Source organism: Sphingomonas sp. PP-CE-1A-559, from assembly GCF_004340965.1.
Taxonomy (GTDB): domain Bacteria; phylum Pseudomonadota; class Alphaproteobacteria; order Sphingomonadales; family Sphingomonadaceae; genus Sphingomonas.
In genome coordinates this window covers 1,081,054-1,104,465 of sequence record NZ_SLYA01000001.1, presented here as the reverse complement: position 1 = coordinate 1,104,465, position 23,412 = coordinate 1,081,054, and the positions used below count along the sequence as shown (strand labels likewise).

The 23,412-nt window shown below is 65.4% G+C and carries 24 protein-coding genes, 1 other RNA gene and 1 pseudogene; 13 read left to right on the top strand and 13 right to left on the bottom strand.

Annotation, left to right across the window (positions count from 1 at the left end):
- Positions 1 to 206: 206 nt before the first annotated feature.
- The 6 genes from ffs to C8J42_RS05025 form a co-directional block, all read right to left on the bottom strand.
- An RNA gene (gene ffs / locus C8J42_RS05050) (signal recognition particle sRNA small type) lies at positions 207 to 302 on the bottom strand.
- Between the two features lie 68 nt (positions 303 to 370).
- Positions 371 to 610, bottom strand: coding sequence for a hypothetical protein (locus C8J42_RS05045; protein ID WP_107955172.1), 240 nt, complete (start codon positions 608 to 610; stop codon positions 371 to 373).
- 81 nt (positions 611 to 691) lie between these two features.
- On the bottom strand, positions 692 to 1,033 hold the full coding sequence (locus C8J42_RS05040; protein WP_207897062.1) for a hypothetical protein: 342 nt from the start codon (positions 1,031 to 1,033) through the stop codon (positions 692 to 694).
- Positions 1,034 to 1,145: 112 nt separating this feature from the next.
- Positions 1,146 to 1,451: a 2Fe-2S iron-sulfur cluster-binding protein gene (locus C8J42_RS05035; RefSeq protein ID WP_133019095.1), complete on the bottom strand. Its 306-nt coding sequence runs from the start codon at positions 1,449 to 1,451 to the stop codon at positions 1,146 to 1,148.
- Entirely contained in the window at positions 1,448 to 2,533 is a 1,086-nt protein-coding gene (locus tag C8J42_RS05030) for a cysteine desulfurase family protein (RefSeq protein ID WP_133019094.1), read from the bottom strand. The genes C8J42_RS05035 and C8J42_RS05030 overlap by 4 nt, the downstream gene beginning before the upstream one ends.
- Positions 2,530 to 3,540, bottom strand: coding sequence for an aminotransferase class V-fold PLP-dependent enzyme (locus C8J42_RS05025; RefSeq protein WP_279388718.1), 1,011 nt, complete (start codon positions 3,538 to 3,540; stop codon positions 2,530 to 2,532). The genes C8J42_RS05030 and C8J42_RS05025 overlap by 4 nt, the downstream gene beginning before the upstream one ends.
- On the opposite strand from C8J42_RS05025, the pseudogene C8J42_RS05020 reads away from it, so the two are divergent.
- Positions 3,424 to 4,311: pseudogene (locus tag C8J42_RS05020) on the top strand (alpha/beta hydrolase); the annotation flags it as partial. The gene C8J42_RS05025 and the pseudogene C8J42_RS05020 overlap by 117 nt on opposite strands.
- A 146-nt stretch (positions 4,312 to 4,457) precedes the next feature.
- Here the strand turns inward: C8J42_RS05020 and C8J42_RS05015 are convergent.
- Complete coding sequence (locus C8J42_RS05015) at positions 4,458 to 4,637, bottom strand: hypothetical protein (protein WP_133019093.1); 180 nt, start codon at positions 4,635 to 4,637, stop codon at positions 4,458 to 4,460.
- Positions 4,634 to 5,596, bottom strand: coding sequence for a threonine/serine dehydratase (locus C8J42_RS05010; protein WP_133019092.1), 963 nt, complete (start codon positions 5,594 to 5,596; stop codon positions 4,634 to 4,636). Before C8J42_RS05010 ends, C8J42_RS05015 begins: the two co-directional genes overlap by 4 nt.
- Before the next feature lie 137 nt (positions 5,597 to 5,733).
- Here C8J42_RS05010 and C8J42_RS05005 point away from each other — a divergent pair, with 137 nt between their 5' ends.
- From C8J42_RS05005 to C8J42_RS04985, 5 genes are all read left to right on the top strand, one after another.
- Complete coding sequence (locus C8J42_RS05005) at positions 5,734 to 6,969, top strand: type III PLP-dependent enzyme (RefSeq protein ID WP_133019091.1); 1,236 nt, start codon at positions 5,734 to 5,736, stop codon at positions 6,967 to 6,969.
- A gap of 148 nt (positions 6,970 to 7,117) precedes the next feature.
- A complete protein-coding gene (locus tag C8J42_RS05000) occupies positions 7,118 to 8,173 on the top strand; it encodes a deoxyhypusine synthase (RefSeq protein WP_133019090.1) in 1,056 nt (351 codons plus the stop codon).
- Between the two features lie 206 nt (positions 8,174 to 8,379).
- On the top strand, positions 8,380 to 8,805 hold the full coding sequence (locus C8J42_RS04995; RefSeq protein ID WP_133019089.1) for an MAPEG family protein: 426 nt from the start codon (positions 8,380 to 8,382) through the stop codon (positions 8,803 to 8,805).
- A 74-nt stretch (positions 8,806 to 8,879) separates the two neighbouring features.
- The gene (locus tag C8J42_RS04990; protein WP_133019088.1) at positions 8,880 to 9,884 is read left to right on the top strand and encodes an alpha/beta hydrolase; all 1,005 of its coding nucleotides are present in this window, start codon (positions 8,880 to 8,882) and stop codon (positions 9,882 to 9,884) included.
- Positions 9,885 to 9,954: 70 nt separating this feature from the next.
- On the top strand, positions 9,955 to 10,140 hold the full coding sequence (locus C8J42_RS04985) for a hypothetical protein (RefSeq protein WP_107955187.1): 186 nt from the start codon (positions 9,955 to 9,957) through the stop codon (positions 10,138 to 10,140).
- Positions 10,141 to 10,158: 18 nt separating this feature from the next.
- Here the strand turns inward: C8J42_RS04985 and C8J42_RS04980 are convergent, their stop codons facing one another.
- From C8J42_RS04980 to thiS, 3 genes are all read right to left on the bottom strand, one after another.
- A complete protein-coding gene (locus C8J42_RS04980; RefSeq protein WP_133019087.1) occupies positions 10,159 to 10,821 on the bottom strand; it encodes an HAD-IA family hydrolase in 663 nt (220 codons plus the stop codon).
- 280 nt (positions 10,822 to 11,101) lie between these two features.
- Positions 11,102 to 11,284 (bottom strand): CsbD family protein, encoded by a 183-nt coding sequence (locus C8J42_RS04975; RefSeq protein WP_056050734.1) that lies wholly within the window; start codon positions 11,282 to 11,284, stop codon positions 11,102 to 11,104.
- A 111-nt stretch (positions 11,285 to 11,395) separates the two neighbouring features.
- Complete coding sequence (gene thiS / locus C8J42_RS04970; protein ID WP_133019086.1) at positions 11,396 to 12,403, bottom strand: sulfur carrier protein ThiS; 1,008 nt, start codon at positions 12,401 to 12,403, stop codon at positions 11,396 to 11,398.
- 120 nt (positions 12,404 to 12,523) lie between these two features.
- Between thiS and aroQ the strand changes: the two genes are divergently transcribed.
- The 7 genes from aroQ (at position 12,524) to C8J42_RS04935 (ending at position 19,060) form a co-directional block, all read left to right on the top strand.
- Positions 12,524 to 12,958: a type II 3-dehydroquinate dehydratase gene (gene aroQ, locus C8J42_RS04965; protein WP_093399197.1), complete on the top strand. Its 435-nt coding sequence runs from the start codon at positions 12,524 to 12,526 to the stop codon at positions 12,956 to 12,958.
- 14 nt (positions 12,959 to 12,972) lie between these two features.
- On the top strand, positions 12,973 to 13,458 hold the full coding sequence (gene accB, locus C8J42_RS04960) for an acetyl-CoA carboxylase biotin carboxyl carrier protein (protein ID WP_056490595.1): 486 nt from the start codon (positions 12,973 to 12,975) through the stop codon (positions 13,456 to 13,458).
- Positions 13,458 to 14,810, top strand: coding sequence for an acetyl-CoA carboxylase biotin carboxylase subunit (gene accC, locus C8J42_RS04955; protein WP_056050740.1), 1,353 nt, complete (start codon positions 13,458 to 13,460; stop codon positions 14,808 to 14,810). Before accB ends, accC begins: the two co-directional genes overlap by 1 nt.
- Before the next feature lie 131 nt (positions 14,811 to 14,941).
- Entirely contained in the window at positions 14,942 to 15,277 is a 336-nt protein-coding gene (locus C8J42_RS04950; protein ID WP_133019085.1) for an arsenate reductase family protein, read from the top strand.
- A 184-nt stretch (positions 15,278 to 15,461) separates the two neighbouring features.
- A complete protein-coding gene (locus tag C8J42_RS04945) occupies positions 15,462 to 15,800 on the top strand; it encodes a P-II family nitrogen regulator (protein ID WP_055875939.1) in 339 nt (112 codons plus the stop codon).
- 143 nt (positions 15,801 to 15,943) lie between these two features.
- A complete protein-coding gene (gene glnA, locus C8J42_RS04940) occupies positions 15,944 to 17,356 on the top strand; it encodes a type I glutamate--ammonia ligase (RefSeq protein WP_056490605.1) in 1,413 nt (470 codons plus the stop codon).
- Between the two features lie 366 nt (positions 17,357 to 17,722).
- Positions 17,723 to 19,060 (top strand): AarF/ABC1/UbiB kinase family protein, encoded by a 1,338-nt coding sequence (locus tag C8J42_RS04935; RefSeq protein WP_133019084.1) that lies wholly within the window; start codon positions 17,723 to 17,725, stop codon positions 19,058 to 19,060.
- A 3-nt stretch (positions 19,061 to 19,063) separates the two neighbouring features.
- Here C8J42_RS04935 and C8J42_RS04930 read toward each other — a convergent pair whose 3' ends face one another.
- Together C8J42_RS04930 and C8J42_RS04925 are read right to left on the bottom strand one after the other, a co-directional pair.
- Positions 19,064 to 20,098: a phytase gene (locus tag C8J42_RS04930; protein WP_133019083.1), complete on the bottom strand. Its 1,035-nt coding sequence runs from the start codon at positions 20,096 to 20,098 to the stop codon at positions 19,064 to 19,066.
- On the bottom strand, positions 20,098 to 23,160 hold the full coding sequence (locus C8J42_RS04925; protein WP_165895427.1) for a TonB-dependent receptor: 3,063 nt from the start codon (positions 23,158 to 23,160) through the stop codon (positions 20,098 to 20,100). Before C8J42_RS04925 ends, C8J42_RS04930 begins: the two co-directional genes overlap by 1 nt.
- Between the last annotated feature and the right edge of the window lie 252 nt (positions 23,161 to 23,412).

Genomic DNA, 23,412 nt, shown 5'->3' with positions numbered 1-23,412 from the left:
AGTGCCGGTCATGGGCGGCTTATGCCACAACGCCGCGGCGTAGGATAATGGTTTGGAACGTTGCGGGAACATCGGGCGTGGTTTTGACCCGGTTGCGCTTGGGTGACTGGTTAGCTGAGAAGTTTAGAAGTGCGCTGCGGCTTAGCCGCATCGTCAGTCGGCGCTTTACGCCGCTGGCCGCGCGAACATGTCGGAACGACATGTTCGCGGTGGGAGCCGGGACGACCCGTAGCTGAGTCGTTGTGGCTGCTTCCTTCCGGATCTGACCAAGTTGGCGACGACCACGTCCGCCCGACTCCCGCGGCGCATATGGCGGGGTCGGGCGGGATGATCAAGCCGCTTTAGCTTGGAGCGGGTTTACCGCCCGGGCTCAGCGGTTGTAGCGGACCGTGCGGCAGACGCGCTGGCGATGATGGTTGCGATAGACGTTGCGGCAGACCTGGCGCGTGCGGACGACGTGGCGGCGATAACCGGGACGGCGATCGTCGTGGCGAACGACGGTGCGCTCATGGACAACGGTACGCTGCGCCGAGGCTTCAGCCGCGATGCCGACGGGGGCGAGGCCGGTGAGTGCGACGAGACCGGCGGCGGCGATGGTGAACAACTTCATGATACTCTCCTTTTAGGTGCGGGGCCTCCCGACCCCGGCAACCTATGTTATCAAACTAAAGGGGTTCGTTACGGTTCCGTACTAGCGGCGGAAGCAGCGACGAACCGGGCCGTAATAGCCACGCTCTATCCGGCAGACGACGCGCGAGCGGCCGTATCCGCGAGGTCCGCGATAGCCGTAGCCGCCGCCACGATAGCCGTAGTCGCCACGATACCCGCCGCCATAGCCACGATAGCCACGATGCCTGCCGCGCCAGCCGCGGTCACCATGCCAGCCGCGATTGCCATGCCAGCCGCGGTCGCCGTGCCAGCCACCACCGTGGCGGGGGCCGTCCCAGCCGTGGCGTTGCGCATCGGCGGGGCCCGAGGCGAACAGCGTCCCGGCGGCCAGCGCGCCGGCGGCGAACATTGCGATGATCTTCATGTCCGGTACTCCTCTCAAGACCTCGTACATTGAGGCGATGAGGGGATAATCCGCTCCCGGCCGTGCACGTTCCATGAACCGGCCGTTGTCTTCCTGTAAGCTTTGCTGTCGTTTATTCCGGGATGCGGACGGTCAAGCCGTCGAGCGCTTCGGTCAGGCGGATCTGGCAGGCGAGACGACTGGTGCGCGTTGCGTTGTGCGCGAGATCGAGCATGTCCTCCTCGTCCTCGCTCGCTGGCGGCAGGCGGGCGAAGTCGGTGGGGTCAATGATCACGTGGCAGGTCGCGCAGGCGAGCTGGCCTTCGCAGGTGCCTTCGAGCGGCTGGTTATGCGCCTGTGCGGCGTCCAGCAGGCGGTCGCCGGGGGTTGCGGCGGTCGTCGTTGCGGTGCCGTCGCGGGCGATGAAGCGGACGATCATGGCCATTGCGCCTCGGCTGCGACGACGATCGCATCGACCGCGTCGCGGAGTTCGGTTTCGGTGGTGTAGCGGCCGAAGCCGAGGCGGATGCTGGACCGCGCCTGTGCTTCGGTGAGGCCGATCGCGCGGAGGACGTGGCTGGAGCGGCCAGATCCGCTCGCGCAGGCGGACCCGGCGGAGAAGGCGATGTCGCGAAGGTCGGACATAAGCCGGTTCACGTCGAGGTTTGCGCGGCGGACGTTGAGGTTGCCGTGGTAGCGGTGTTCGGTCGAGCCGTTGATTGTCCAGCCGGGGCCAAGGCGGTCGAGCGCGAGCGACCAGAGGCGGTCGATGTGCGCGGCGTCCTGGTCCTTGCGATCCGCCATGAGTTGTGCGGCGACGCCGAAGCCCGCGCAGAGTGCGGGTGACAGCGTGCCCGAGCGGCCGGGGGCTTCCTGCCCGCCGCCGTGCATCAGTGGCGCTAGGTCGATGCCGTCGCGGATCCAGAGTGCGCCGATACCCTTGGGGCCGTGGATCTTGTGCGCGGAGATGGCGATGAGGTCGACGGTCTCGGGGATCGCAACGCGGCCATAGCCTTGCACTGCGTCGCGGAGCATCAGCGCGCCGGCTGTGTGGGCGATCTCGGCGAGCGCGGCGATCGGCTGGATGACGCCGATCTCGTTGTTCACGAGCATCGACACGACGAGCCTGGTGCCGGGCTGGATTACGGCGCGGGCTTGGTCAAGGTCGACCACGCCGTCTGGGTTGACCGGGAGGATCGTGACTTGGCGCCCCCTCGCCGCTTCGGCTGCGACCGTGTCGAGGACGGCGGCGTGTTCGGTGGCGAGCGTGACGATCGGGCTGGTCGTGCCCTTGATCGCCCAATTTAGTGCTTCGGTCGCGCCGCTGGTGAACGCGACGCGCCCACCGGGGGGGAGCAGCGCGGCGACCTGGTCGCGGGCGACTTCGACGGCGGCTTTGGCGCGGCGACCTTCGCGGTGGGGGGAATGCGGGTTGGCGTGCTGTGATTCGAGCCACGGGAGCATCGCGGCGAGCGCTTCGGGCGCGAGCGGGGTGGTCGCCTGGTAGTCGAGGTACGTCATGCCCCCAGTCTCCCAGGGCGCTTTATGTCCTGGGCGATCCGCGTCCAGGCTTCGGCGAACTTCGCGACGTCTTCGGGTGTCGTGGTCCAGCCGAAGCTGACGCGGACGACTTCGGCAGCGACTTCGGGTGAATATCCCATAGCGGCAAGGACGTGGCTGGGGCGCATGCTGCCCGACGAGCACGCACTGCCGGCCGATACGGCGAACCCGGCCATATCGAGGCGGATCAGTTGGGCGGCGGAACTGACGCCGGGCATGCGGTAGGAGGCGATCGTGGGGATGCGGGGGGAGTTTTGCGCAACGATCTCGCCGCCGCCTGCGAGAATTGCCTCGTCCAGCGTGGCACGGAGGGCTGGCATGTCAGCGAACCAGTCGCGGGGCGCTTCGAGCGCGGCGGCGAAGCCCAGTGCGCCGGGCAGGTTCTCGGTGCCGCCGCGATACCCGCGCTCTTGCCCGCCGGTCGGGTCGAGCAGGCCGAGATCGCGGACCAGCAGCGCGCCGATGCCGGGGGGGCCGCCGAGCTTGTGCGCGGAGACGATGATCATGTCCGCTTTGGGCAGCGGGAGCTTGCCGGCGGTCTGGGAGCAGTCGGCTATCCAGACGCCGGTGGGGCGATACTGGAGGACGCCGGTTTCGCTGTTCGAGGACTGCAGCGCGATCGTCGGCGCGCCCTCCCCGTTCATGATGATACCGCCTGCGTCGACCTCCAGCATCACCGGCTGTTCGGCCGCGCGGAGGACCGCATCATGCTCGACCGCCGCCACCGCGACGCCGGGGCGCCCACGTAGCGCCAACGCCGCGGACTCGCTCGCGCCGCTGGTCAGGATCACGTGATGCGACCAGTCCAGCGCCTGCGCGATCCGCTTCCGCGCGCCCTCCAGCGCAGCCCGTACCGCGCGGCCCTCGGCATGAGGCGAGGACGGGTTTGCCCAGCGCGCCATGCCCTCCATCACCGCCGCGATCGCCTCGGGGCGCATCGGCGTGGTGGCGGCGTGATCGAGATAGATGCGGGGTGCGTGAGCAGGCAGGGTCGGTTCCAATTGCGAAAAGGGGCGCGGACCTTATATAGCGTCGATAATCCGGCACTCCACCCGAGTGCGTATCCCAGCTCGCGAGTGCCTATGCCAGAAGTCATTTTTCCCGGTCCCGAAGGCCGTCTCGAAGGTCGTTTTGCGCCGGGCCCACGTCCGCGTGCACCCGTCGCGATGATCCTGCACCCGCATCCGTCGGCCGGCGGCACGATGAACAACGCGATCGTGCAGCAGCTCTACAAGACCTTCCAGCGGCGTGGCTTCGCGACTTTGCGGTTCAACTTCCGCGGCGTTGGCAAGAGCCAGGGCGTGTTCGACAACGGCGTCGGCGAGCTGAGCGATGCGGCGAGCGCGCTCGATTGGGTGCAGAGCTTCCACCCCGAGGCGCAGACGACCTGGATCGCGGGCGTCAGCTTCGGCGCGTGGATCGGTATGCAGCTGCTGATGCGCCGGCCGGAGATCCGCGGGTTCATCTCGGTCGCACCGCCGGCGAATTTGTACGACTTCACCTTCCTCGCGCCCTGCCCGTCGAGCGGGATCATCATTCAGGGCGAGGCCGACGAGGTCGCGACGCCGGGCGCCACGCAGAAGCTGGTGGATAAGCTGCGGACGCAGAAGCATATCACGATCCATCACGATACGATCCCGAAGGCTAACCACTTCTTCGAGCATGAGATGCCGGAGTTGATGGGGAGCGTGGACAAGTATCTCGACATGCGGTTGGACCCGAACTCGCCGATTAGGTGATTCTGTCCTTCTCCCCTCGGGGAGAAGGTGGCGCGCCAGCGTCGGATGAGGGGGAGTTGGGGATCGATACGCTCTCCCCAACTCCCCTCTCCCTTCCCACCGCAAGTGCGGCGGGCCCCTTCCCTCTCCCCGCAGGGGCGAGGGAGTTACAGCGTCCAGATCGCTACGTTGGCTAGCAGGACTGCGGCCATTACCAGCATCAGCACGCCCTTTTTCGTATCGCGCTTCTTCACGATCAGCGCGATGCCGCCGATCAGGCACGCGAACATGCCCAGCATTGCTATTGCAGGCGCGGCCGAGGCGATTGAGGTCAGTGCGGCGTTCATGCTGCCATCGCCTTGGCATAAGCGGCGATGTCGACGTTGCCGCCGGACAGGATGACGAGCAGGCCGGGTTCGGGTTTTACCTTGCCGGCGAGCACCGCCGCCAACCCGACCGCGCCGCCGGGTTCGATCACCAGCCGCAGTTTTTCCGCCGCCCAGCGCTGTGCCGCTGCGATCTCCGACTCGCTGACCGCTACGCCGGTCGCGTCGCGGCGGGAGAGGACGTCAAAGGTCAGTGGGGATACGCGCAAGGTCTGGAGCGAATCGCAGGCGGTCGGCGGCGGGTTGGGGCCGACCGGTTCGATCCAGGACGCCTCAAGGGAGCGGCGCATGTCGTCCCAGCCCTCAGGCTCGACGACGGTGATCGCGCTGTCCTTCAAGGCCAGCGCGATGCCTGCCGACAAGCCGCCGCCACCGCAGGGGATGACGACGCGGCTTGGCACGCCCATCCCCAATGCCGCCATCTGTGCGGCTGCCTCGATGCCTGTGCTCCCCTGCCCCTCGATGATCCACGGGTCGTCGAAGCTCGGCACCAGCGTTGCGCCGCGAGCCTCCGCCAGCCCTGCGGCAATCGTCTCGCGGCTTTCGGTCGCGCGGTCGTAGGTCACCACCTCCGCGCCCAACGCTAACGTCGATTCGCGCTTCAGGCGCGGTGCGTCCGACGGCATCACGATCGTCGCCGCGATGCCGAGGCGTTTCGCCGCCCACGCCACACCCTGCGCGTGATTGCCCGAGGAGAATGCGACGACCCCTTTTTGTCGCGTCGCCTCGTCCAATGCGGTGAGCCGATGCCACGCGCCACGAATCTTGAACGCGCCGATTGGTTGCAACGACTCAGCCTTGAAAGCGACCGGTACGCCCTTGATTTCACTGATGAACAACGGCGTCGGCGGGAGGATGCGGGCGATCTTTTCCGCGGCGTCCCGAACCCCTGCCCGCGTCGGTTGTCGCAAAATCGTCACACACCGTCTCCTATCCGCCAAACGCTATTTACATGGGGGGCGCGTAACCCTAGATCGCGCTTCCGCTGCCCCATGGGACTTCCAACCGCAAGGCAGTGTTTTTGTAATTTGTCTCAGGACATTGGAGGTCCCTTGAATTGGTCAAGCATCATATCGCGCTGGGGTTAGCGAAAGCCCATTCGACCGCCGACACCTCCCACATCGGGAGCGGCATCGACATCGCTAAAGGGCGTCCGGTCAATCCGGTCACGCTCGTTCGTCCGCACGCTGCTGCGCGCGCCGCTCGGTTCTTCGTCGAGAAGTTCCCGGGTCGCTCGATGTACGCGGTGAAGGCGAACCCGTCTCCCGAACTCCTGCAGATCCTGTGGGACAATGGCATCACGCATTACGACGTGGCGTCGATCGCAGAAGTGCGACTGGTCGCGCGGACGCTTCCCGGGGCTACGCTGTGCTTCATGCACCCGGTCAAGGCCGAGGAAGCGATCGCCGAGGCGTATTTCACGCACGGCGTCCGCACCTTCAGCCTCGACAGCCTGGAAGAGCTCGACAAGGTCGTTCGCGCCACCCGCGAAGCCACCGACCTGACGCTCTGCGTTCGGTTGCGCGTGTCTTCCGAGCATTCGAAGCTGTCGCTGGCGTCGAAATTCGGTGCCGCACCGCATGAAGCCAAGGAGTTGCTGTTCGCGGCGCGCCAGGCTGCTGACGCACTCGGCATCTGCTTCCACGTTGGCTCGCAGGCGATGACCCCCGAGGCGTATTCGAACGCGATGGAGCGCGTCCGTGCGGCGATCGTCGAGGCGGCAGTCACGGTCGACGTCATCGACGTCGGTGGCGGCTTCCCGTCGTCGTACCCTGGCATGGAGCCCCCACCGCTCGAGCATTTCTTCGAGACGATCCATCGTGCGTTCGAATCGCTGCCCGTCAGCTATTCGTCCGAGCTGTGGTGCGAGCCCGGCCGGGCATTGTGCGCGGAATATTCGTCGATCATCGTGCGCGTCGAGAAGCGTCGCGGGACCGAGCTGTATATCAACGACGGTGCGTATGGCGCGCTGTTCGACGCGGCGCATATCGGTTGGCGTTTCCCGACCGAGCTGCTCCGCGAGCCGGACAGCCGTGCGAAGGACATGGAGTTCAGCTTCTATGGTCCGACGTGCGACGACATGGACTATATGGTCGGCCCGTTCATGCTGCCCGCGGACACGCAGGCCGGCGATTATATCGAGATCGGCATGCTCGGCGCGTATGGCTCGGCGATGCGGACCGCGTTCAACGGGTTCGGATCGGACGAGACGGTGATCGTCACCGACGAGCCGATGGTCTCGCTGTATGACGAACGCTTCCAGGACCTCGCGTCGAACGTCGTCAAGCTGTAACCAACTTCTAGTACCGCGCCCTTCTTCCTCCCCTCCCGTTTACGGGAGGGGTCGGGGGAGGGCTTGTCCGCGAGCGTGGCGTTCGCGGATATTTCAGTCCCTCCCCTAACCCCTCCCGCAAGCGGAAGGGGGATTTATGGAGCATGTTATGACCGAAGACACCCGCATCGACGCGCAGCGCAAGGCGGAACTCCTTTCCACGACCGTCGAGCATATCGACATCACCAGCTTCGACGCGCGGCCGATCGTCGACGCGATGAAGAAGATGTCGTTCACCAGCCGCGACCTTGGCCGTGCGACCGACATCTACAACCAGATGCTGGCCGACAAGGACTGCACGATCTTCCTCGTGATCGCAGGCTCGACGAGCGCCGGCGGTTGCATGGACCTGTATGCCGAGCTGCTGCGCAACAACATGATCGACGGCATCGTCGCGACCGGCGCGACGATCGTCGACATGGATTTCTTCGAGGGCCTCGGCCACAAGCATTACCAGGCGCTCGAAGTGCCGCACGACGACGTGCTGCGCTCGCTGATGATCGACCGGATCTACGACACCTATATCGACGAGGAAGAGCTCCAGCACGTCGACCACACGATCTTCGAGATCGCCGAGACGCTCGAGCCGCGCGCCTATTCGAGCCGCGAATTCATCCGCGAAATGGGCAAGTATCTCGTCGAGCACGGCAAGAAGGCGAACAGCCTCGTCAAGCTCGCCTACGAGCATGACGTGCCGATCTTCTGCCCGGCGTTCGTCGACTCGTCGGCGGGCTTCGGTCTGGTCAAGCACCAGGTCGACGCGGTGAAGGCGGGCAAGCCGTACATGGTCCTCGATGCGATCGCCGACTTCCGCGAGCTTACCGAGATCAAGATCAAGGCGGGCACTACGGGGCTGCTGATGATCGGTGGCGGCGTGCCGAAGAACTTCATCCAGGACACCGTCGTCTGCGCCGAGATTCTCGGCCACGACGACGTCCAGGTTCACAAGTACGCGGTGCAGATCACGGTTGCCGACGTGCGCGACGGTGCGTGCTCGTCCTCGACGCTGCAGGAAGCGGCCTCGTGGGGCAAGGTGAACACGGGGATCGAGCAGATGGTGTTCGCGGAAGCTGGCTCGGTGATGCCTCTGCTGGCGTCGGATGCGTATCATCGTGGGCTCTGGAAGGACCGTCCGATCCGCAAGTGGGGCGCGAGCTTTGACTAAGGCCTGAACTTTTCGATCCTCCCCCGCAAGGGGTGAGGTGGCAGGCGCTTGCCTGACGGAGGGGGAGGACGCGGCGCCAACGTTATCGCCGCCGCCCCCTCCGTCGCTTCGAGACACCTCCCCCTAGCGGGGGAGGATTAGGGATACCGTTGCCCCTATCCCGCAATTGAGGCAGCCTTCGCCGGATAACCGGGGGAGGCTTTTTCATGCATAGCGAGATCCTGCGACCGATGGTCGTGCTGATCGCGTGGACGCTCGTGATGCTGGGTTGGACGCTCGCGACGCGGTTGCCGGCGATGAAGGCGGCCGGCGTCGACATGGGCAAGCTCGTCGGCACCAAGGCGTCCGACGCGGATCGATCGCTGCCTCCGCAGGTGCAGTGGAAAGCGCACAACTACAATCACCTGATGGAACAGCCGACGCTGTTCTACGCTGTTTGCGCCGTGCTTGCGCTCAGCGGCACGGGCAATGGCGTCAATGCCTGGATCGCCTGGGCCTATGTCGGGCTACGGATCGCCCACAGCCTTGTCCAGGCAACCAGCAACCGCGTCAGGGCCCGCTTTCTCTTCTTTATGCTGTCGAGCCTGATGCTTGTCGCGCTCACGCTGCATGCCGCGCTCGCCGTATTTTGAGAAAGCTCGTGAATAATCGCCGCTCGCGGCGCCGGCCCCTCCCCGAACGCAATCCGATCGTCTAGGATTTCGGCATGACCTTCGATCGCCGTTCGCTGCTCACCCTCCCCCTCGCCGCCGGGCTGGCGCTTCCTGCATTCGCGCGAGGCGGTGCGCAGTTCACCGCCGCTCAGCCGCGCGCTACGGACGTGCCGATGTGGCCGCCCGCAGAACGATTTGCGCTATGGCCCGGCATTCCGCCAGGCGCGCCGAACCCGCTACCGGTGCCGCAGCCGCGCATGCCGCGGTACCCCGATGGTTATCGCGATTTTCAGATGCGCGGCGTTGTGCGACCCGAGGTCGGCGTGTTCCGGCCTGCGCGTCCAGACGGTCGCGCCGTGCTGATCGTGCCCGGCGGGGGCTATTCGATTACCTCGCTGCGCAACGAGGGCATCGACGTCGCGCACGTCCTGAACGGTTTCGGGATCACCGCATTCGTGCTGAGCTACCGGTTGCCTGGAGAGGGCTGGGCCGATCGCGCCGATGTACCGCTATCGGATGCGCAGCGTGCGATGCGGCTGATCCGGGCGAACGCTCGCGCCTACGGGATCAGGGCGGAGAAGCTCGGTGTTCTCGGTTTCTCGGCAGGCGGGCACCTTGCGGGGTCTGTGGCGGTTCTGCACGAGTTTAAGGCGTATCGTCCGGTTGATGCCGCCGACCGGCACTCTGCGCGTCCTGCCTGGGCGGGGCTCATGTACGCGGTCTCGAACATGGATCCTGGTCGTAGTCACGGCGGATCGCGCGCGAACCTGCTCGGTCCCGATCCGCTGCCTGCGGTCCAGGCGCGCTATGCGATCGACCGACAGTTGAAGGCTGGCGACCCGCCCCTGTTCCTCGTGCATGCCGAGGACGACAACACGGTCCCGGTTGCCAACAGCGTCGATACGCTCGCCGCCGCCCGCCGCGCCGGCATCCCCGCCGAGGCGCATTTCCTCCAGCATGGCGGACACGGTTTCGGCACGCGCCTGTCGCCTCGGTCGCCTGGGTCGTTGTGGCCGCAATTGTTCGATCGGTGGATGGGCGAACTGGTCGCTGGCTGACGACGGTGGGTCAGCATAACGGACCTATCCGTCCTCACCGACGTTTGTCCTGAAAGATCAGGAGAGCGCGATGACTAGTCCGCATGCCGAACCCCGCGACGTTTTCCATGAAAATGGCGAGGTCGTGATCGACGGGCCGGACGGAGCGGTTATCGCGATGACCCCCGAAGCGGCGTTGCGCACGGCGGGTCGGCTGGATGAGGCAGCGCTCGACGAACTGATCGCGCGGGCGCAGCGATCTGGTGATGCGGATTGATTATACCTCTCGCCCCTCTCAGCGGAGCGCTATCATCAGTTGACCATCGGACGAGGCCTTCGCCGTCACGTCCAAATAGTCGCGGATGCGCAGATGACGAGCGTTGAGCGCATGGCTGGTTCCATGGGTCGCAGTGATTACCAGAACATCCGCGCCTGCCGCCTCGCCTGCCGTGATCCCGGCGAGAGCATCCTCGAATACTAGGCAATCGCTTGCCATAACGCCGAGTCGTTCCGCCGCGACCAGGAAACAGTCGGGTGCAGGCTTGCCGTTGGGGATGTCGTCCGCGGCAATCATCGTCGCGGGGATCGGCAGGCCGGCAGCCTTGAGGCGGACTTCGGCTAGCGCCCGAGGGGCAGACGTAACGATCGTCCAGCGCTCCGGGGGCAAGCTGGCGAGGAATGCGGCGGCACCGGCGATCGGCTCGACGTCGCCGACGTCAAGCATTTCGGCGGCGGTGATCGCGGCGGCCTCGGCGACTGGGTCGACGCCGGGGAGGTTGAGGCGCCGGACCGTCTCGACCGATTGCACGCCGTGGATTGTCGGCACGAACGTTGCTGCGTCGAGGCCATGTGCGATCGCCCATTTGGTCCAGGTTCGCTCGGCCGACGCGATCGAGGTGAGGATCGTGCCGTCCATGTCGAACAGGAATGCGGCGTAGCTGCGGGTCGGAAGGGTCATACAGGTGCTCGTGAGGGAGGTTGGCGGGTTGGGCAAGACGAATTGGTTTGACGCTTGGCACCACCTCGGCGCCCTGAACCACCCCGGCGAAGGCCGGGGCCCAATTGGGGGACACTGCTAACGGAGCGGTTCGCTTCGTTACTCAGGACGTTCCAATTGGGCCCCGGCCTTCGCCGGGGTGGCGGCAGTTCTGATAATGGCGGCAGCAAAAACCTATCACACAAAGAAAAGGCCGCCCCGGTTTCCCGAAGCGGCTTGTATTCCTGCATCAAGCTAAAGCTTAGATGTCGTCGCCGAGTGCGCCTTTGACGCTGCCCTTGACGTTCTGCGCAGTGCCCTTGGCCTGCTGCGCCTCGCCTTCAGCTACCAGCTTCTCGTTATCGGTTGCCTTGCCGACGGCTTCCTTGACGTTGCCTGCAACCTTGTTGCCTGCTGCTGCGACCTTGTCGGTGAACTCGCCCATCAGAGCCTCCACTTGCTTTTGCGGGCCCGCCAACCGGGCCGCTTGAACTTGCAGAGCTATAACGGCCGTCTTTACCGAGGGTTCCGTGACGTTTGCGTCATGACCTATGTTTCAAATCAACCCCGCCAATGGGCTAGACGGATCGGCATAGCGACGCTGTCCCATCCGCCCGGCGCGGTAGGCGAGCCGCCCCGATTCGACCGCGGCCTTCATCGCCGCCGCCATCATCAGCGGGTCCTTCGCCTCGGCGATGGCGGTGTTCATCAGCACGCCGTCGCAGCCTAGCTCCATCGCCACCGCCGCATCGGACGCGGTGCCTACGCCGGCGTCGACTAGCACGGGCACCCCTGCCCCCTCGACGATCAGGCGGATCGTCACGCGGTTCTGGATGCCAAGGCCCGAGCCGATCGGTGCGCCCAGCGGCATGATCGCGACCGCGCCGGCGTTCTCCAGCCGCTTGGTGGCGATCGGATCGTCGACGCAATAGACCATTGGCTTGAAGCCCTCGTTGGCGAGGATCTCGGTTGCGCGAAGCGTCTCGACCATGTCGGGATAGAGCGTCTTCGCCTCGCCGAGCACTTCGAGCTTCACGAGATCCCAGCCGCCCGCTTCGCGCGCCAGTCGCAGCGTGCGAATCGCCGATTCGGCATCGAAGCAGCCGGCGGTGTTGGGGAGGTAGGTGATCTTCTTCGGATCGATGAAGTCGGTCAGCATCGGCGCGTTGCGGTCCGACACGTTGACGCGGCGGACGGCGACGGTGACGATCTCCGCGCCGGATGCCTCGACCGCGGCGGCGTTCTGCGCGAAATCCTTGTACTTGCCGGTGCCGACGATCAGCCGTGACTTGAAGGTCTGGCCCGCGACCGTCCAGCTGTCCTCATGCCCGCTATTGTCGTGATCGCCGCCGCCGACGAAATGCACGATCTCGAGATCGTCGCCGTCCTCGACCATCACGTTGGCCAAGGTCGAGCGCGGCACGACTTCCATATTCCGCTCGACCGCGATCTTCTCGGGTACGAGGCCGAGTTCGGTCGCGAGTCCGGCCAGCGAGAGCCCGGCGGAGACGCGCTTGTGCTCGCCGTTGACGGTGATCGAGACGGTGCCATCGGAATGGGGCATGGTGCGTGATCCACTATATAGCGACGGCGCGGCTCGACTTGTCGCGAGACGGGCCTGTAAGGAATGGCGTGACGCGCATATAGAGACCGCTCCGCAGCACCCGCAACCGAAAGGCCGCCCTTGCCCGATACGATATTCGTCCTGAACGGCCCCAACCTCAATCTGCTGGGAACGCGCGAGCCGGAAATCTATGGCGACGAGACGCTCGACGACATCGCCGGGATGCTGGAGGATCGCGCCCGCGAGCTCGACCTGGAGATCGACATGCGCCAGTCGAATCACGAGGGGCACCTCGTCGACTGGATCCAGGAGGCGCAGGCGCGCGGTGCCAAGGCCGTGATCCTCAACGCGGGCGCGTTCACGCATACCTCGGTCGCGGTGCACGACGCGATCAAGGGCGTGAAGACGCCGGTGATCGAAGTGCATCTTTCCAATCCCCATACGCGTGAATCGTTCAGGCATGTGAGCCTGGTCGGTCAGGCGGCGAAGGGCACGATCGCGGGTTTCGGCGCGCTTTCGTATCTGCTCGCGCTTGAAGCCGTCGCACGGTTCTGACAGGAGGCCCCGCCATGAACGATACAACTGAAAACACGGGCGCAATGCAGGTCGACGTGACCCTGGTGCGCCAGCTCGCCGAACTGCTCGACACCACGCAGCTGACCGAAATCGAGGTCGAGGACGGCTCACGCCGGATCCGCGTCGCGCGCAAGGCCGCGCAGGCCGCACCCGTCGCGCATTACGCGCCGCCCGCCCCGGCCCCTGTCTCGGCACCGCTGTCGATCCCGCAGGCCGAGGTCGGTGCGTCCGCCCCCGCGATCAGTGCGAGTGCGGTCAAGTCGCCGATGGTCGGCACCGTCTATCTCGCCGCCAACCCCGAGGCGAAGCCGTTCTCGACGGTCGGCCAGAAGGTCAATGCCGGCGACACGTTGCTGATCATCGAGGCGATGAAGGTCATGAACACGATCGTTGCGCCGTCGGCCGGCACGGTGACCGCGATCCTGGTCGAGAACGGCCAGCCAGTTGAGTTCGACCAGCCGCTGGTCGTGGTGGAATAATGCCGCAAATCAAGAAGCTGCTCATTGCGAATCGCGGCGAGATCGCGCTGCGGATCCACCGTGCCTGCCACGAGATGGGCATTAAGACGGTGGCCGTGCACTCGACCGCCGACGCCGACGCGATGCACGTGCGGCTCGCCGACGAGGCGATCTGCATCGGACCGCCGTCCGCCGCGGACAGCTATCTGAACATCCCGAACATCATCTCGGCCGCCGAAATCTCCGGTGCCGACGCGATCCATCCGGGCTACGGCTTCCTCAGCGAGAACGCGCAGTTCGCCGAGATCGTCGAGCTGCACAACATCTTGTTCGTCGGCCCGAAGCCCGAGCACATCCGGACGATGGGCGACAAGGTCCAGGCAAAGCGCACCGCGGGCGCCTTGGGGCTGCCGCTCGTTCCCGGTTCGGACGGCGCGATCAGCGACATCGCCGAGGCCAAGCGCATCGCCGAGGACATCGGCTATCCGGTGATCATCAAGGCGGCGTCGGGCGGCGGTGGTCGCGGGATGAAGGTCGTCAACGATCCCGACGATCTCGAAACGCAGATGCAGCAGGCCGGCAGCGAGGCGAAGGCCGCGTTCGGCGACGCCACCGTTTACATGGAAAAATACCTCGGCAATCCGCGGCATATCGAATTCCAGATCTTCGGCGACGGTGAGGGTAACGCGATCCACCTGGGCGAGCGCGACTGTTCGCTGCAGCGCCGCCATCAGAAGGTGCTCGAGGAAGCGCCCTCGCCGATCATCACCGCCGAAGAGCGCGAGCGGATGGGCGGGATCGTCGCCAAGGCGATGGCCGACATGGGCTATCGCGGCGCGGGGACGATCGAGTTCCTGTGGGAAGCGGGCGAATTCTACTTCATCGAGATGAACACCCGGCTTCAGGTCGAGCATCCGGTGACCGAGATGATCACCGGGCTGGACCTGGTGCGCGAGCAGATCCGCGTCGCCGAGGGGCATCCGCTGACGCTGCGGCAGGAAGACGTCCAGTTCCGCGGGCATGCGATCGAATGCCGCATCAACGCCGAAGACCCGCGCACGTTCGCGCCGTCACCGGGGCTGGTGAAGGTGTATCACGCGCCGGGCGGGATGCATGTGCGCGTCGATAGCGGGCTGTATGCGGGGTACCGCGTGCCGCCCTACTACGACTCGATGATCGCCAAGCTGATCGTCTACGGGACGACTCGGCAGGGTGCGCTGCGCCGGTTGCGGCGTGCGCTCGAGGAGATGGTGATAGAGGGCGTCACGACGACGATCCCGCTGCACCGTGCGCTACTCGACGATCCCGAGTTCCAGGAAGGCGCGTACACGATCAAGTGGCTGGAAGAGTGGTTGGCCAAGCAGGGGGCGTAACGCCTGACTTCCCCCCTCCCTGAAAGGGAGGGGCCGGGGGTGGGTCGGCCGGGGGCTGGCCGGACGTTCCCTCGAAACCGACCCACCCCCTACCCCTCCCTTCCAGGGAGGGGAGTTTTGACGGAGCATTCGTGAAGGCGACGATCTACCACAACCCGCGCTGCTCGAAGTCCCGCGAGGCGCTTGCGCTGCTGCAAGAGGCCGGGGCGGACGTCACGATCGTCGAATATCTGAAGAACCCTCCATCCCGCGCGGAGCTTATCCGCCTCTACGACCGCGCCGGCATGACGCCGCGGCAGGGCCTCCGCATGGCCGAGGATGGCGCCAAGGCGGTCAAGCATGGCGACGCCGAGGCGATCCTCGATGCGATGATGATCGATCCGCTGCTGATCGAGCGCCCACTGGTCGAGACCGACAAGGGCGTCCGGCTTGGCCGCCCGATCGCACGGTTGCACGAGATCCTGTGATCGGCTCCCCTGCCCTTGGATTGCGCACGCACCGCCTGTGTGCCGCAATTTCGGGCAGTGAAATCAACGATATTCCGCGGTTGCCCGAGGGCGCCGCGGCTGGCACGCTTGGTGCAAGGCGCCCTTCAGGGCGGACGGCTCGTCCGAAAGGGCGAGGGTTTCAACGACAATCGGGGGCGTACCTGTGAAAAAGATCGAAGCCATCATCAAGCCGTTCAAGCTGGATGAGGTGAAGGAAGCGCTGCACGAGATCGGCGTGAGCGGCATCACCGTGACCGAGGCCAAGGGCTTCGGCCGGCAGAAGGGCCACACCGAGTTGTACCGCGGCGCGGAATATGTCGTCGACTTCCTGCCGAAGGTGAAGCTCGAGGTCGTCGTCGAGGACGGTCTCGCACAGCGCGTCGTCGAGGCGATCGCCGCAGCCGCGCAGACCGGCCGGATCGGCGACGGCAAGATCTTCGTCATCCCGGTCGAGAGCGCGCTCCGCATCCGCACCGGCGAGCGCGACGACGACGCAATCTAGTTCTTACCCACGCATGAGGCGTTGACGACGATTGACGACATCGTCATTTGACGCGACGCAACATTGTGTGGAAATTCTATTCCATACCGCAATTAGATTCCCCGCATGACGCGGTGGAAATCTCAAAACGAAGGGCAAGCATCATGGCGAATTCGGCCTCCGACGTTCTCAATATGATCAAGGACCAGGAGATCGAGTGGGTCGATCTGCGGTTCACCGATCCCAAGGGCAAGTGGCAGCATCTGACGATGGTCGCGAGCCTGATCGGCGAAGACGAGCTGACCGACGGCCTGATGTTCGACGGTTCGTCGATCGAGGGCTGGAAGGCGATCAACGAGAGCGACATGACGCTCAAGCCCGATCTCGACGCGGTCTATGTCGATCCGTTCTCGGCGACGCCGATGATGATCCTGATCTGCGACATCGCCGATCCGTCGACCGGGGAACTGTATTCGCGCGATCCGCGCTCGACCGCCAAGCGCGCCGAGGCGTATCTGCTGACCACCGGCGTCGGCGACACCGTGTATGTCGGCCCCGAAGCCGAATTCTTCATGTTCGACGATGTCCGCTTCGAGAACAGCTATTCGACCAGCTACTACAAGATCGACGACATCGAGCTGCCGGGCAATTCGGGTCGCGAGTACGAGGGCGGCAACCTCGGCCACCGTCCGCGCGCCAAGGGCGGCTACTTCCCGGTCGCACCGGTCGACAGCGCCGTCGATATCCGCGGCGAGATGGTCTCGACGATGATCGAGATGGGCCTGCCCTGCGACAAGCATCACCACGAAGTCGCGGCCGCACAGCATGAGCTGGGCCTGACCTTCGGCACGCTGACGCAGACCGCGGATCGCATGCAGATCTACAAGTATGTCGTCCACCAGGTCGCGCATGCGTACGGCAAGACGGCGACGTTCATGCCGAAGCCGATCAAGGAGGACAACGGCTCGGGGATGCACACGCATTTCTCGATCTGGGAAGGCAAGACCCCGCTGTTCGCCGGCAACGGCTATGCGGGCCTGAGCGACATGTGCCTGTATTTCATCGGCGGCATCATCAAGCACGCCAAGGCGGTCAACGCGTTCACCAACCCGTCGACCAACAGCTACAAGCGCCTCGTCCCCGGTTACGAAGCACCCGTGCTGCTCGCCTATTCGGCACGCAACCGCTCGGCATCGTGCCGCATCCCGTACGGCACCGGCCCCAAGGCGAAGCGCGTCGAAGTGCGCTTCCCGGACGCGCTGGCCAACCCGTATCTCGCTTATGCGGCGCTGATGATGGCGGGCATGGACGGCATCCTCAACAAGATCCATCCGGGCGAGGCGATGGACAAGAACCTGTACGACCTGCCGCCGGCAGAGCTCGCGCAGGTTCCAACCGTCGCGGGTTCGCTCCGCGAGGCACTCGAATGCCTGCTCGCCGATCACGACTTCCTGCTGAAGGGCGACGTGTTCTCGAAGGACCAGATCGAGAGCTATGTCGAGATCAAGTACGCCGAGGTTGCGCGCTGGGAGATGACGCCTAGCCCGGTCGAATATGACATGTACTACAGCGGCTGAGCTGCCGAGCCGGCAGCGGTGCGCGAGAGCGCACAGCCGCTGTCGGCCGGCGTCGCGAGTAGCGACGACCGACGGCGTGGCTTCGCCACGTCGCTGAATTGGAAGAGGGCGCGCGGAGCAATCCGGGCGCCCTTTTTCGTAAATTCTCCCCTTGCAGGGGAGGATCAAGTTTCGTGCATCCGCGCCAAGTTTGTTTCCCCGCGAAGGCGGGGATCCAGTCTGGGCTCCCGCCTTCGCGGGAGAACAAGCTTTGCGGGAGAACAAGGGTAGCCTTGGTTAACTTCGCGGGTGGGCTCGGATTGATCGACCGTGACCGCCACCCATATCTTTCCCGAGAGCTCTCCCGAAGAAACCCAAGGAACACCCGTGACCGAAGACAGCGGCAACAGCGCCGGACGCGCGATCCCGAGCGGCCGTCTCGCCCGTCTCGGAGTCTTCGGCAAACTCGCGGGCGGTGTCGCCGGCGGAGTCGTCGCAGAAGGCGCCCGCCGCCTCGCCAATGGCGAACGCCCCAAGATCGGCGACCTCCTCCTCACCCCCGCCAACGCCACGCGCGTTGCCGATCAACTCTCGCACCTCCGCGGCGCCGCGATGAAGCTGGGGCAGATGATCTCGATGGACGCGGGCGACATGCTCCCGCCCGAGCTCGCCACCATCCTCGCCCGCCTGCGCAACAATGCGAACCACATGCCGCCGCAGCAACTCGACCGCGTGCTCGCCGCAGAATGGGGCAAGGACTGGCGCCGCAAATTCGCACATTTCCAGGCGCACCCCGTTGCCGCCGCCTCGATCGGACAGGTCCACCGCGCGCGCCTGCCCAACGGCACCGAACTGGCAATCAAGGTCCAGTATCCCGGCGTGAAGGAGAGCATCGACGCCGACGTCGACAACGTCGCGACGCTGCTGCGCGTGTCGGGCATGCTCCCCAAGTCGCTCGACATCGCGCCGTTGCTCGACGAGGCGAAGAAGCAGCTTCATGAGGAGGCCGATTACCTCCGCGAGGCGCAGATGCTCGCGCGGTACGGCGACCTGCTCGCCGATCAGTCGCAGTTCGTCGTGCCCGCGCTCTATTCGGAGCTGACCACGCCACGCGTCCTTGCGATGAGCTTCGTCACTGGCGTGCCCGTCGAGACGCTGGAGACCGCGCCGCAGGAGGTCCGCGACCGGGTGATGCACGACCTGATCTCGCTCGTCCTGCGCGAACTGTTCGACTGGCGGCTGATGCAGACGGACCCCAACTTCGCCAACTACCGCTGGCAGCCCGAGACGGAAAAGCTCGTCCTGCTCGATTTCGGCGCTGCCCGCCCCCTCCCCGCCGAGACCGGAGAAGGCTATCGTCGCCTGCTTACCGCAGCCCTCGCCGGCGACCGTGACGCGGTGCGCGAAGCGGCCATTGCCGCCGGTTTCCTCGGCGAAGCGGCCGTTCTCCAGCACCGCGCACTCGTTGATCGGATGATCGACGTCATCCTCGCCGAGCTCGCCAAGCCCGGCCCATTCGACTTCGGCGACCGCGCGTTCGTCGGGGTCCTGCGCGAACAGGGTACCGAGATCGCGCGCGACCGCGACACTTGGCACTTGCCCCCGATCGACACGCTGTTCGTGCAGCGCAAGATCAGCGGCACAGCCTTGCTCGCCGCCCGCCTCAAGGCGCGGGTCGACATCCGCACGATGGTCGTCGCCTATTGCGACGGCGCGCCATCGTGAGGATCAGCGCAGTTTCAGCGCGCGCTTCACGCCGGCCCAGCTGACGTATTTGAAGTTCTGCGTGGCCGGTGCGTTGTCGCCGTCTTGAGCGACGAACAGGCCCTGGGGGTAGGCGGAGCCGAAGTTTCCGAGCATCAGTTCGATTCCGTCGGTATCGCTGGTCCCGTCGATCGCGCCCCCGCCGATGCGGAAGCGACCGGCATAGGTGACGCCCGGCAGGCGGTAGAGCGTGTAGGCGTTGTCGCCTTGGCTAGACACGACGAGATAGCCGCCGTTCCTGCCTGACGGGGCGAGCGCTAGGCCCTCGGCGTCGGCGACCAGCGTCTTGCCGTCGACCTTGGCGATCGGGGTTGCTGTGACCGATGCTGACGGCTCGGCGTCGAAGCGCCAGAGGCCGACATCTTCCTCGGCGACGTAGAGCTGCCCGGTGCGATCGTCGACGACGCAGCCTTCGGACTGGGTGCCGAGCTTCATCGAGCGGACCGTCGTGACCTTGGGCGCTGCGCCGGAGAGGTCGATCGCGACCTGGTCGATGCGGCCGTCCTTCAGGACGACGAAGCCGAACAGCGCGTGGTCTCGCGCTCGGGTCCAGAGGCACATGCCGTAGGCCTCGCCCGGTCCGACCGGGAAGCGACCTAGCGAGACGAGCTTCGCCGCCGCCGTGTCGAGCGTGAAGAGCGAAACGTGTGCGGTGGCGATGTCGGCCCGGTCGCTGGCAGCGGCGATCACGCGCCCGCCAGATTTGGCGCCAAGATCGCGCAGGTCGACGTTGTTGAGCCGCGCGGCCGGGGTGAAGCTGAGGCGCTTGCCCGCCAGGCTGTAGACGTGGATGCCCGCCTTCTTGTCGGTGCCGATGACGAGGCTCTTCGCCGGATCGCTCGCGTTGCGCCAGATCGCGGGATCGTCCGCGGCATCGGCGGCGGTGTCGACCGGGTCGGTCTCGGCGGTCGCCGCGACTGTCGGCGCCTCGACCGCCACCGGGGCCGAGGTCGTCGCACATCCCGCCAGCAACACCGCGAGGAGGGGCAACACCCGCATCAGAACGTCACCCGAACGCCGCCGGTGTAGCGGCGGCCGAACGTCTCATGCTCGATCGTGTAGGCCGACGATCCGACATAGCGACGGCCTGGACCGTTCAGCAGGTTGGCGAAATCCCCGTAGATCTCGACATTGCCGTTGATCGCATAGCGGACGGACGCGTCGAGTTCGTTATCCTTGGCCCAGTAGAAATCGCCGCCATCGACGCCGCGGACGACGCCACCGATCGTGTCGACCGCGCCGATCGCATCGAGCCACGCCGACCGGTTCTGGTACGAAACGCGGGCCGAGAAGCCGTATTTTTCGTAATAGGCGATCAGATTGTAGATCGCATCCGATGCGCCGGGCAGGCGAACTTTCCGCGACGGGATCGCGCCTGTTGCCGGCGTATCGGCACGGCTCTTGTTAATCGTTGCATTGAGCTGCACGCCGAAGCCACCCATCCAGTCGGGCAGGCCGAGATCGGCGGTAAAGGGGTCGAGCTGCTGCTGGATCGCCCCCTCGATCCCCATGATATAGCCTTTGCCGCCGTTGATGATGGTCGAGTAGACATAGCCCGACCGATCGACGCCGGCGGCGTTCAGGTTCGTCTGGCCGTAGGTCCGGGTCGAGTCGAACAGGACATCGGTGACGTCCTTGTAGTACGCGCCGATCGAGAGGAAACCGCGCGGCATGGTGTAATATTCGACGTAGAGATCGACGCCCTTGGCCTTTTCGGGCTTCGCGTCGGGGTTGCCGCCGGAGATCGTCGCATTCGCGTCGTTGATGCTCAGATTGGGGCGCAACTGATCGTAGTCGGGACGTGCGGCGCCGGTGTTGAACGACAGCCGCGCCTTCATCCGATCATTGACGTCCCAGTTCACGTGGAGGCTTGGATAGACGAGCGTCTGGCTCGATTTCACGTCGATCAGGCCGAGCGACGAGAACGCGCGGGCGTCGTTGCGGATGTGCTCGACGCGCGCGCCACCGATGACGCTGCCCCAGTTGGTGGTCGTCGTCGCCATCGCGTAGGCGGAATAGACCTTCTCGCCGACATCGTAGAAATTGGCGTCGGTGGACACGAACGGGCTGACCGCCTTGGCTTGCTCGACCAGCGCCAGGATCTTGTCCCGATCGAAATACTGGAAGGTGTAGCCGAGCGGGATCTCGCCCTGGAACCCGCCCGGCTTGGCGATGGCGGCGTACCCCGTCGGAATGCCCGCCGCGGCGAACTGGGCCGGCGTGCTCAGCTCGAGCAGATACTCGTTCGCGGTCTTGGTACGATCGTCATAGCGAAGGCCAGCCGCGAACACCGTCTGCGCGCCGAACACCGAGGCCTCGCGGCTGATGTCGAGCTTTGCGGTATAGGCTTCGGTCACGTCCTGCGCCTTCAGCGACCGCAAGCGGGCCAGGGTGCGCGGAAAGTCCTCGATCGACGTGACCTGAGCGCCGCGCGAGAAGGTGCCGTCGGCGTTGCGGATCGTGCGGAACAGCTGGACCTTGGCGAGCTGTGGGTCGGTCAGGTCGTAGCCGACGGTCAGGCGGTTGGCGGCGTTCGCGCCGTTGGTGCCGAACGACGGGCTGTCGTAGTTCAGCTGTGCAGGCTGCGAGCGGTCGTCGATCGAGCGGGTGAAATTACCACGCCATTTCACGTTCCAGGCGCCGAGTTCGTGATCGCCGCCGACCGTGTTGGTGAACACCGACTGCTTGTACTTGCGCACGGTGAAGTTCGAGTTGAGATCGATGCCGTAGACCGTGCCCAGCAGCGGCGTGTTGCCGGTGCAGACGTCGGCATAGCCGGTCGTGCCGGTCGCGGGGCGCGCGTTGACGGTGCAGGCGGCGGTGCCGTTGGGCGTGCGCGACTGCTGGTCGTCGAGATCGAAAATGTAGTTGTTGCGCTGTTCGTCGTCCTGGAACGCCGAGTAGATCGATTCCGCGAACAGCTTGTGGCCGGGCGCCGGGCGCCAGTCGAGCCGGGTCGACAGCGAGTAGTTTTTACGCGTCAGGCGATACAGCTTGTTCTCGGTCTCGCGCGCCCAGTTGCGCGTCTCGAAACCGGGGCGGCGATCGCGGTCGACCGCTTCGAAGTCGGTCTCAAAATTGTCGGTGACCATGCCGCGGCGATACAGGCTGGCGGAGGAGACGATGCCGAACTCGCCGATACCGGTGTCGATCCGGTCGGAGATGACGAGCGAACCTTCATATTCGGTCTTCTTGCCGAGTTCGACATGGCCGACGCCGCCCTTGGCCTGCACCTTCATGCCCGGATAATCGAACGCCGAGCGCGTGATGATGTCGACGTTGCCCGCGATCGTCTCGCCGGTCATGTCGGGCGTGACGGCCTTGCGCACAATGATCTGCGACGCGATCGCCGAAGGGATGGAATCGAAGCGTGCGTCGCGGCCTTCGGGACTGACGACGTTGATGCCGTCGATCGACAGCGTGGTCCAGTTAATCGGTGCGCCGCGCAGCGTGATGTAGCGCGCCTGACCCTGGTCACGCTGCACGCCGACGCCGGGGAGCCGGCTGACCGCCTGTGCGATGTTCTGATCCGGCAGGCGTCCGATCGAATCGGAGGCGATGACCGAGACGAGCGAGGGGCTGGTCCGCTGGATCTGAAGCGCCGCAGCTTCGGATTCCGCGATCGGGCGCGAGCCCGAGACGACGATCTCGTCGCCCTCGCCTGCGTTTGCGCCGACTTCGGTGGTCATCGCCACGTCGAGCGTTACCGCAGCATCGGCGACCGTCACCGTCCGGCGGGCGTCGGGGAAGCCGACATAGCGGATGACGAGTTCGTACGTGCCGGCGGGGACACCGACCAGCGAGAACCGCCCGGTGCGATCGACCACGGTCGACAGTTCGAGCGTCGGGATCGAGACCGATGCACCGTCGAGATAGTCGCCGCTGCCTGCCTGCGACACGGTACCGGTGATGCTCCCAAGCGCACGCGGCGCGCCGACCGGGGTCGCGGCATCGGGACGCGCATAGGCGCTGGTGGCGGTCAGCGAGGTCAGCGCGCAGCCAGTGAGCAGCGCATGCGCGAGGACGCGACCGCGGACGCGGGTCGACAGGTTCGATTTCATGGTATTCCCCCGGGTGGTCCCGACTTCTTCAGCCGGCTTGGGAGGCGCGGTAGCGGCCGTGCATGGCACCGACGTTACTTTTGCATGACATTCACATGACAGCGACGTCATCCGGGATCGCCTCACGTACGCGCGAGGATAAACCCACATTAAACCAACGTTAAAATCGCCGGACACGTGATTCTTATATTCGTAACGGACGTGCCACGACCGCCGCCTATCGCGCCCTTCAAGGCAAAGACTGCCGAAAAA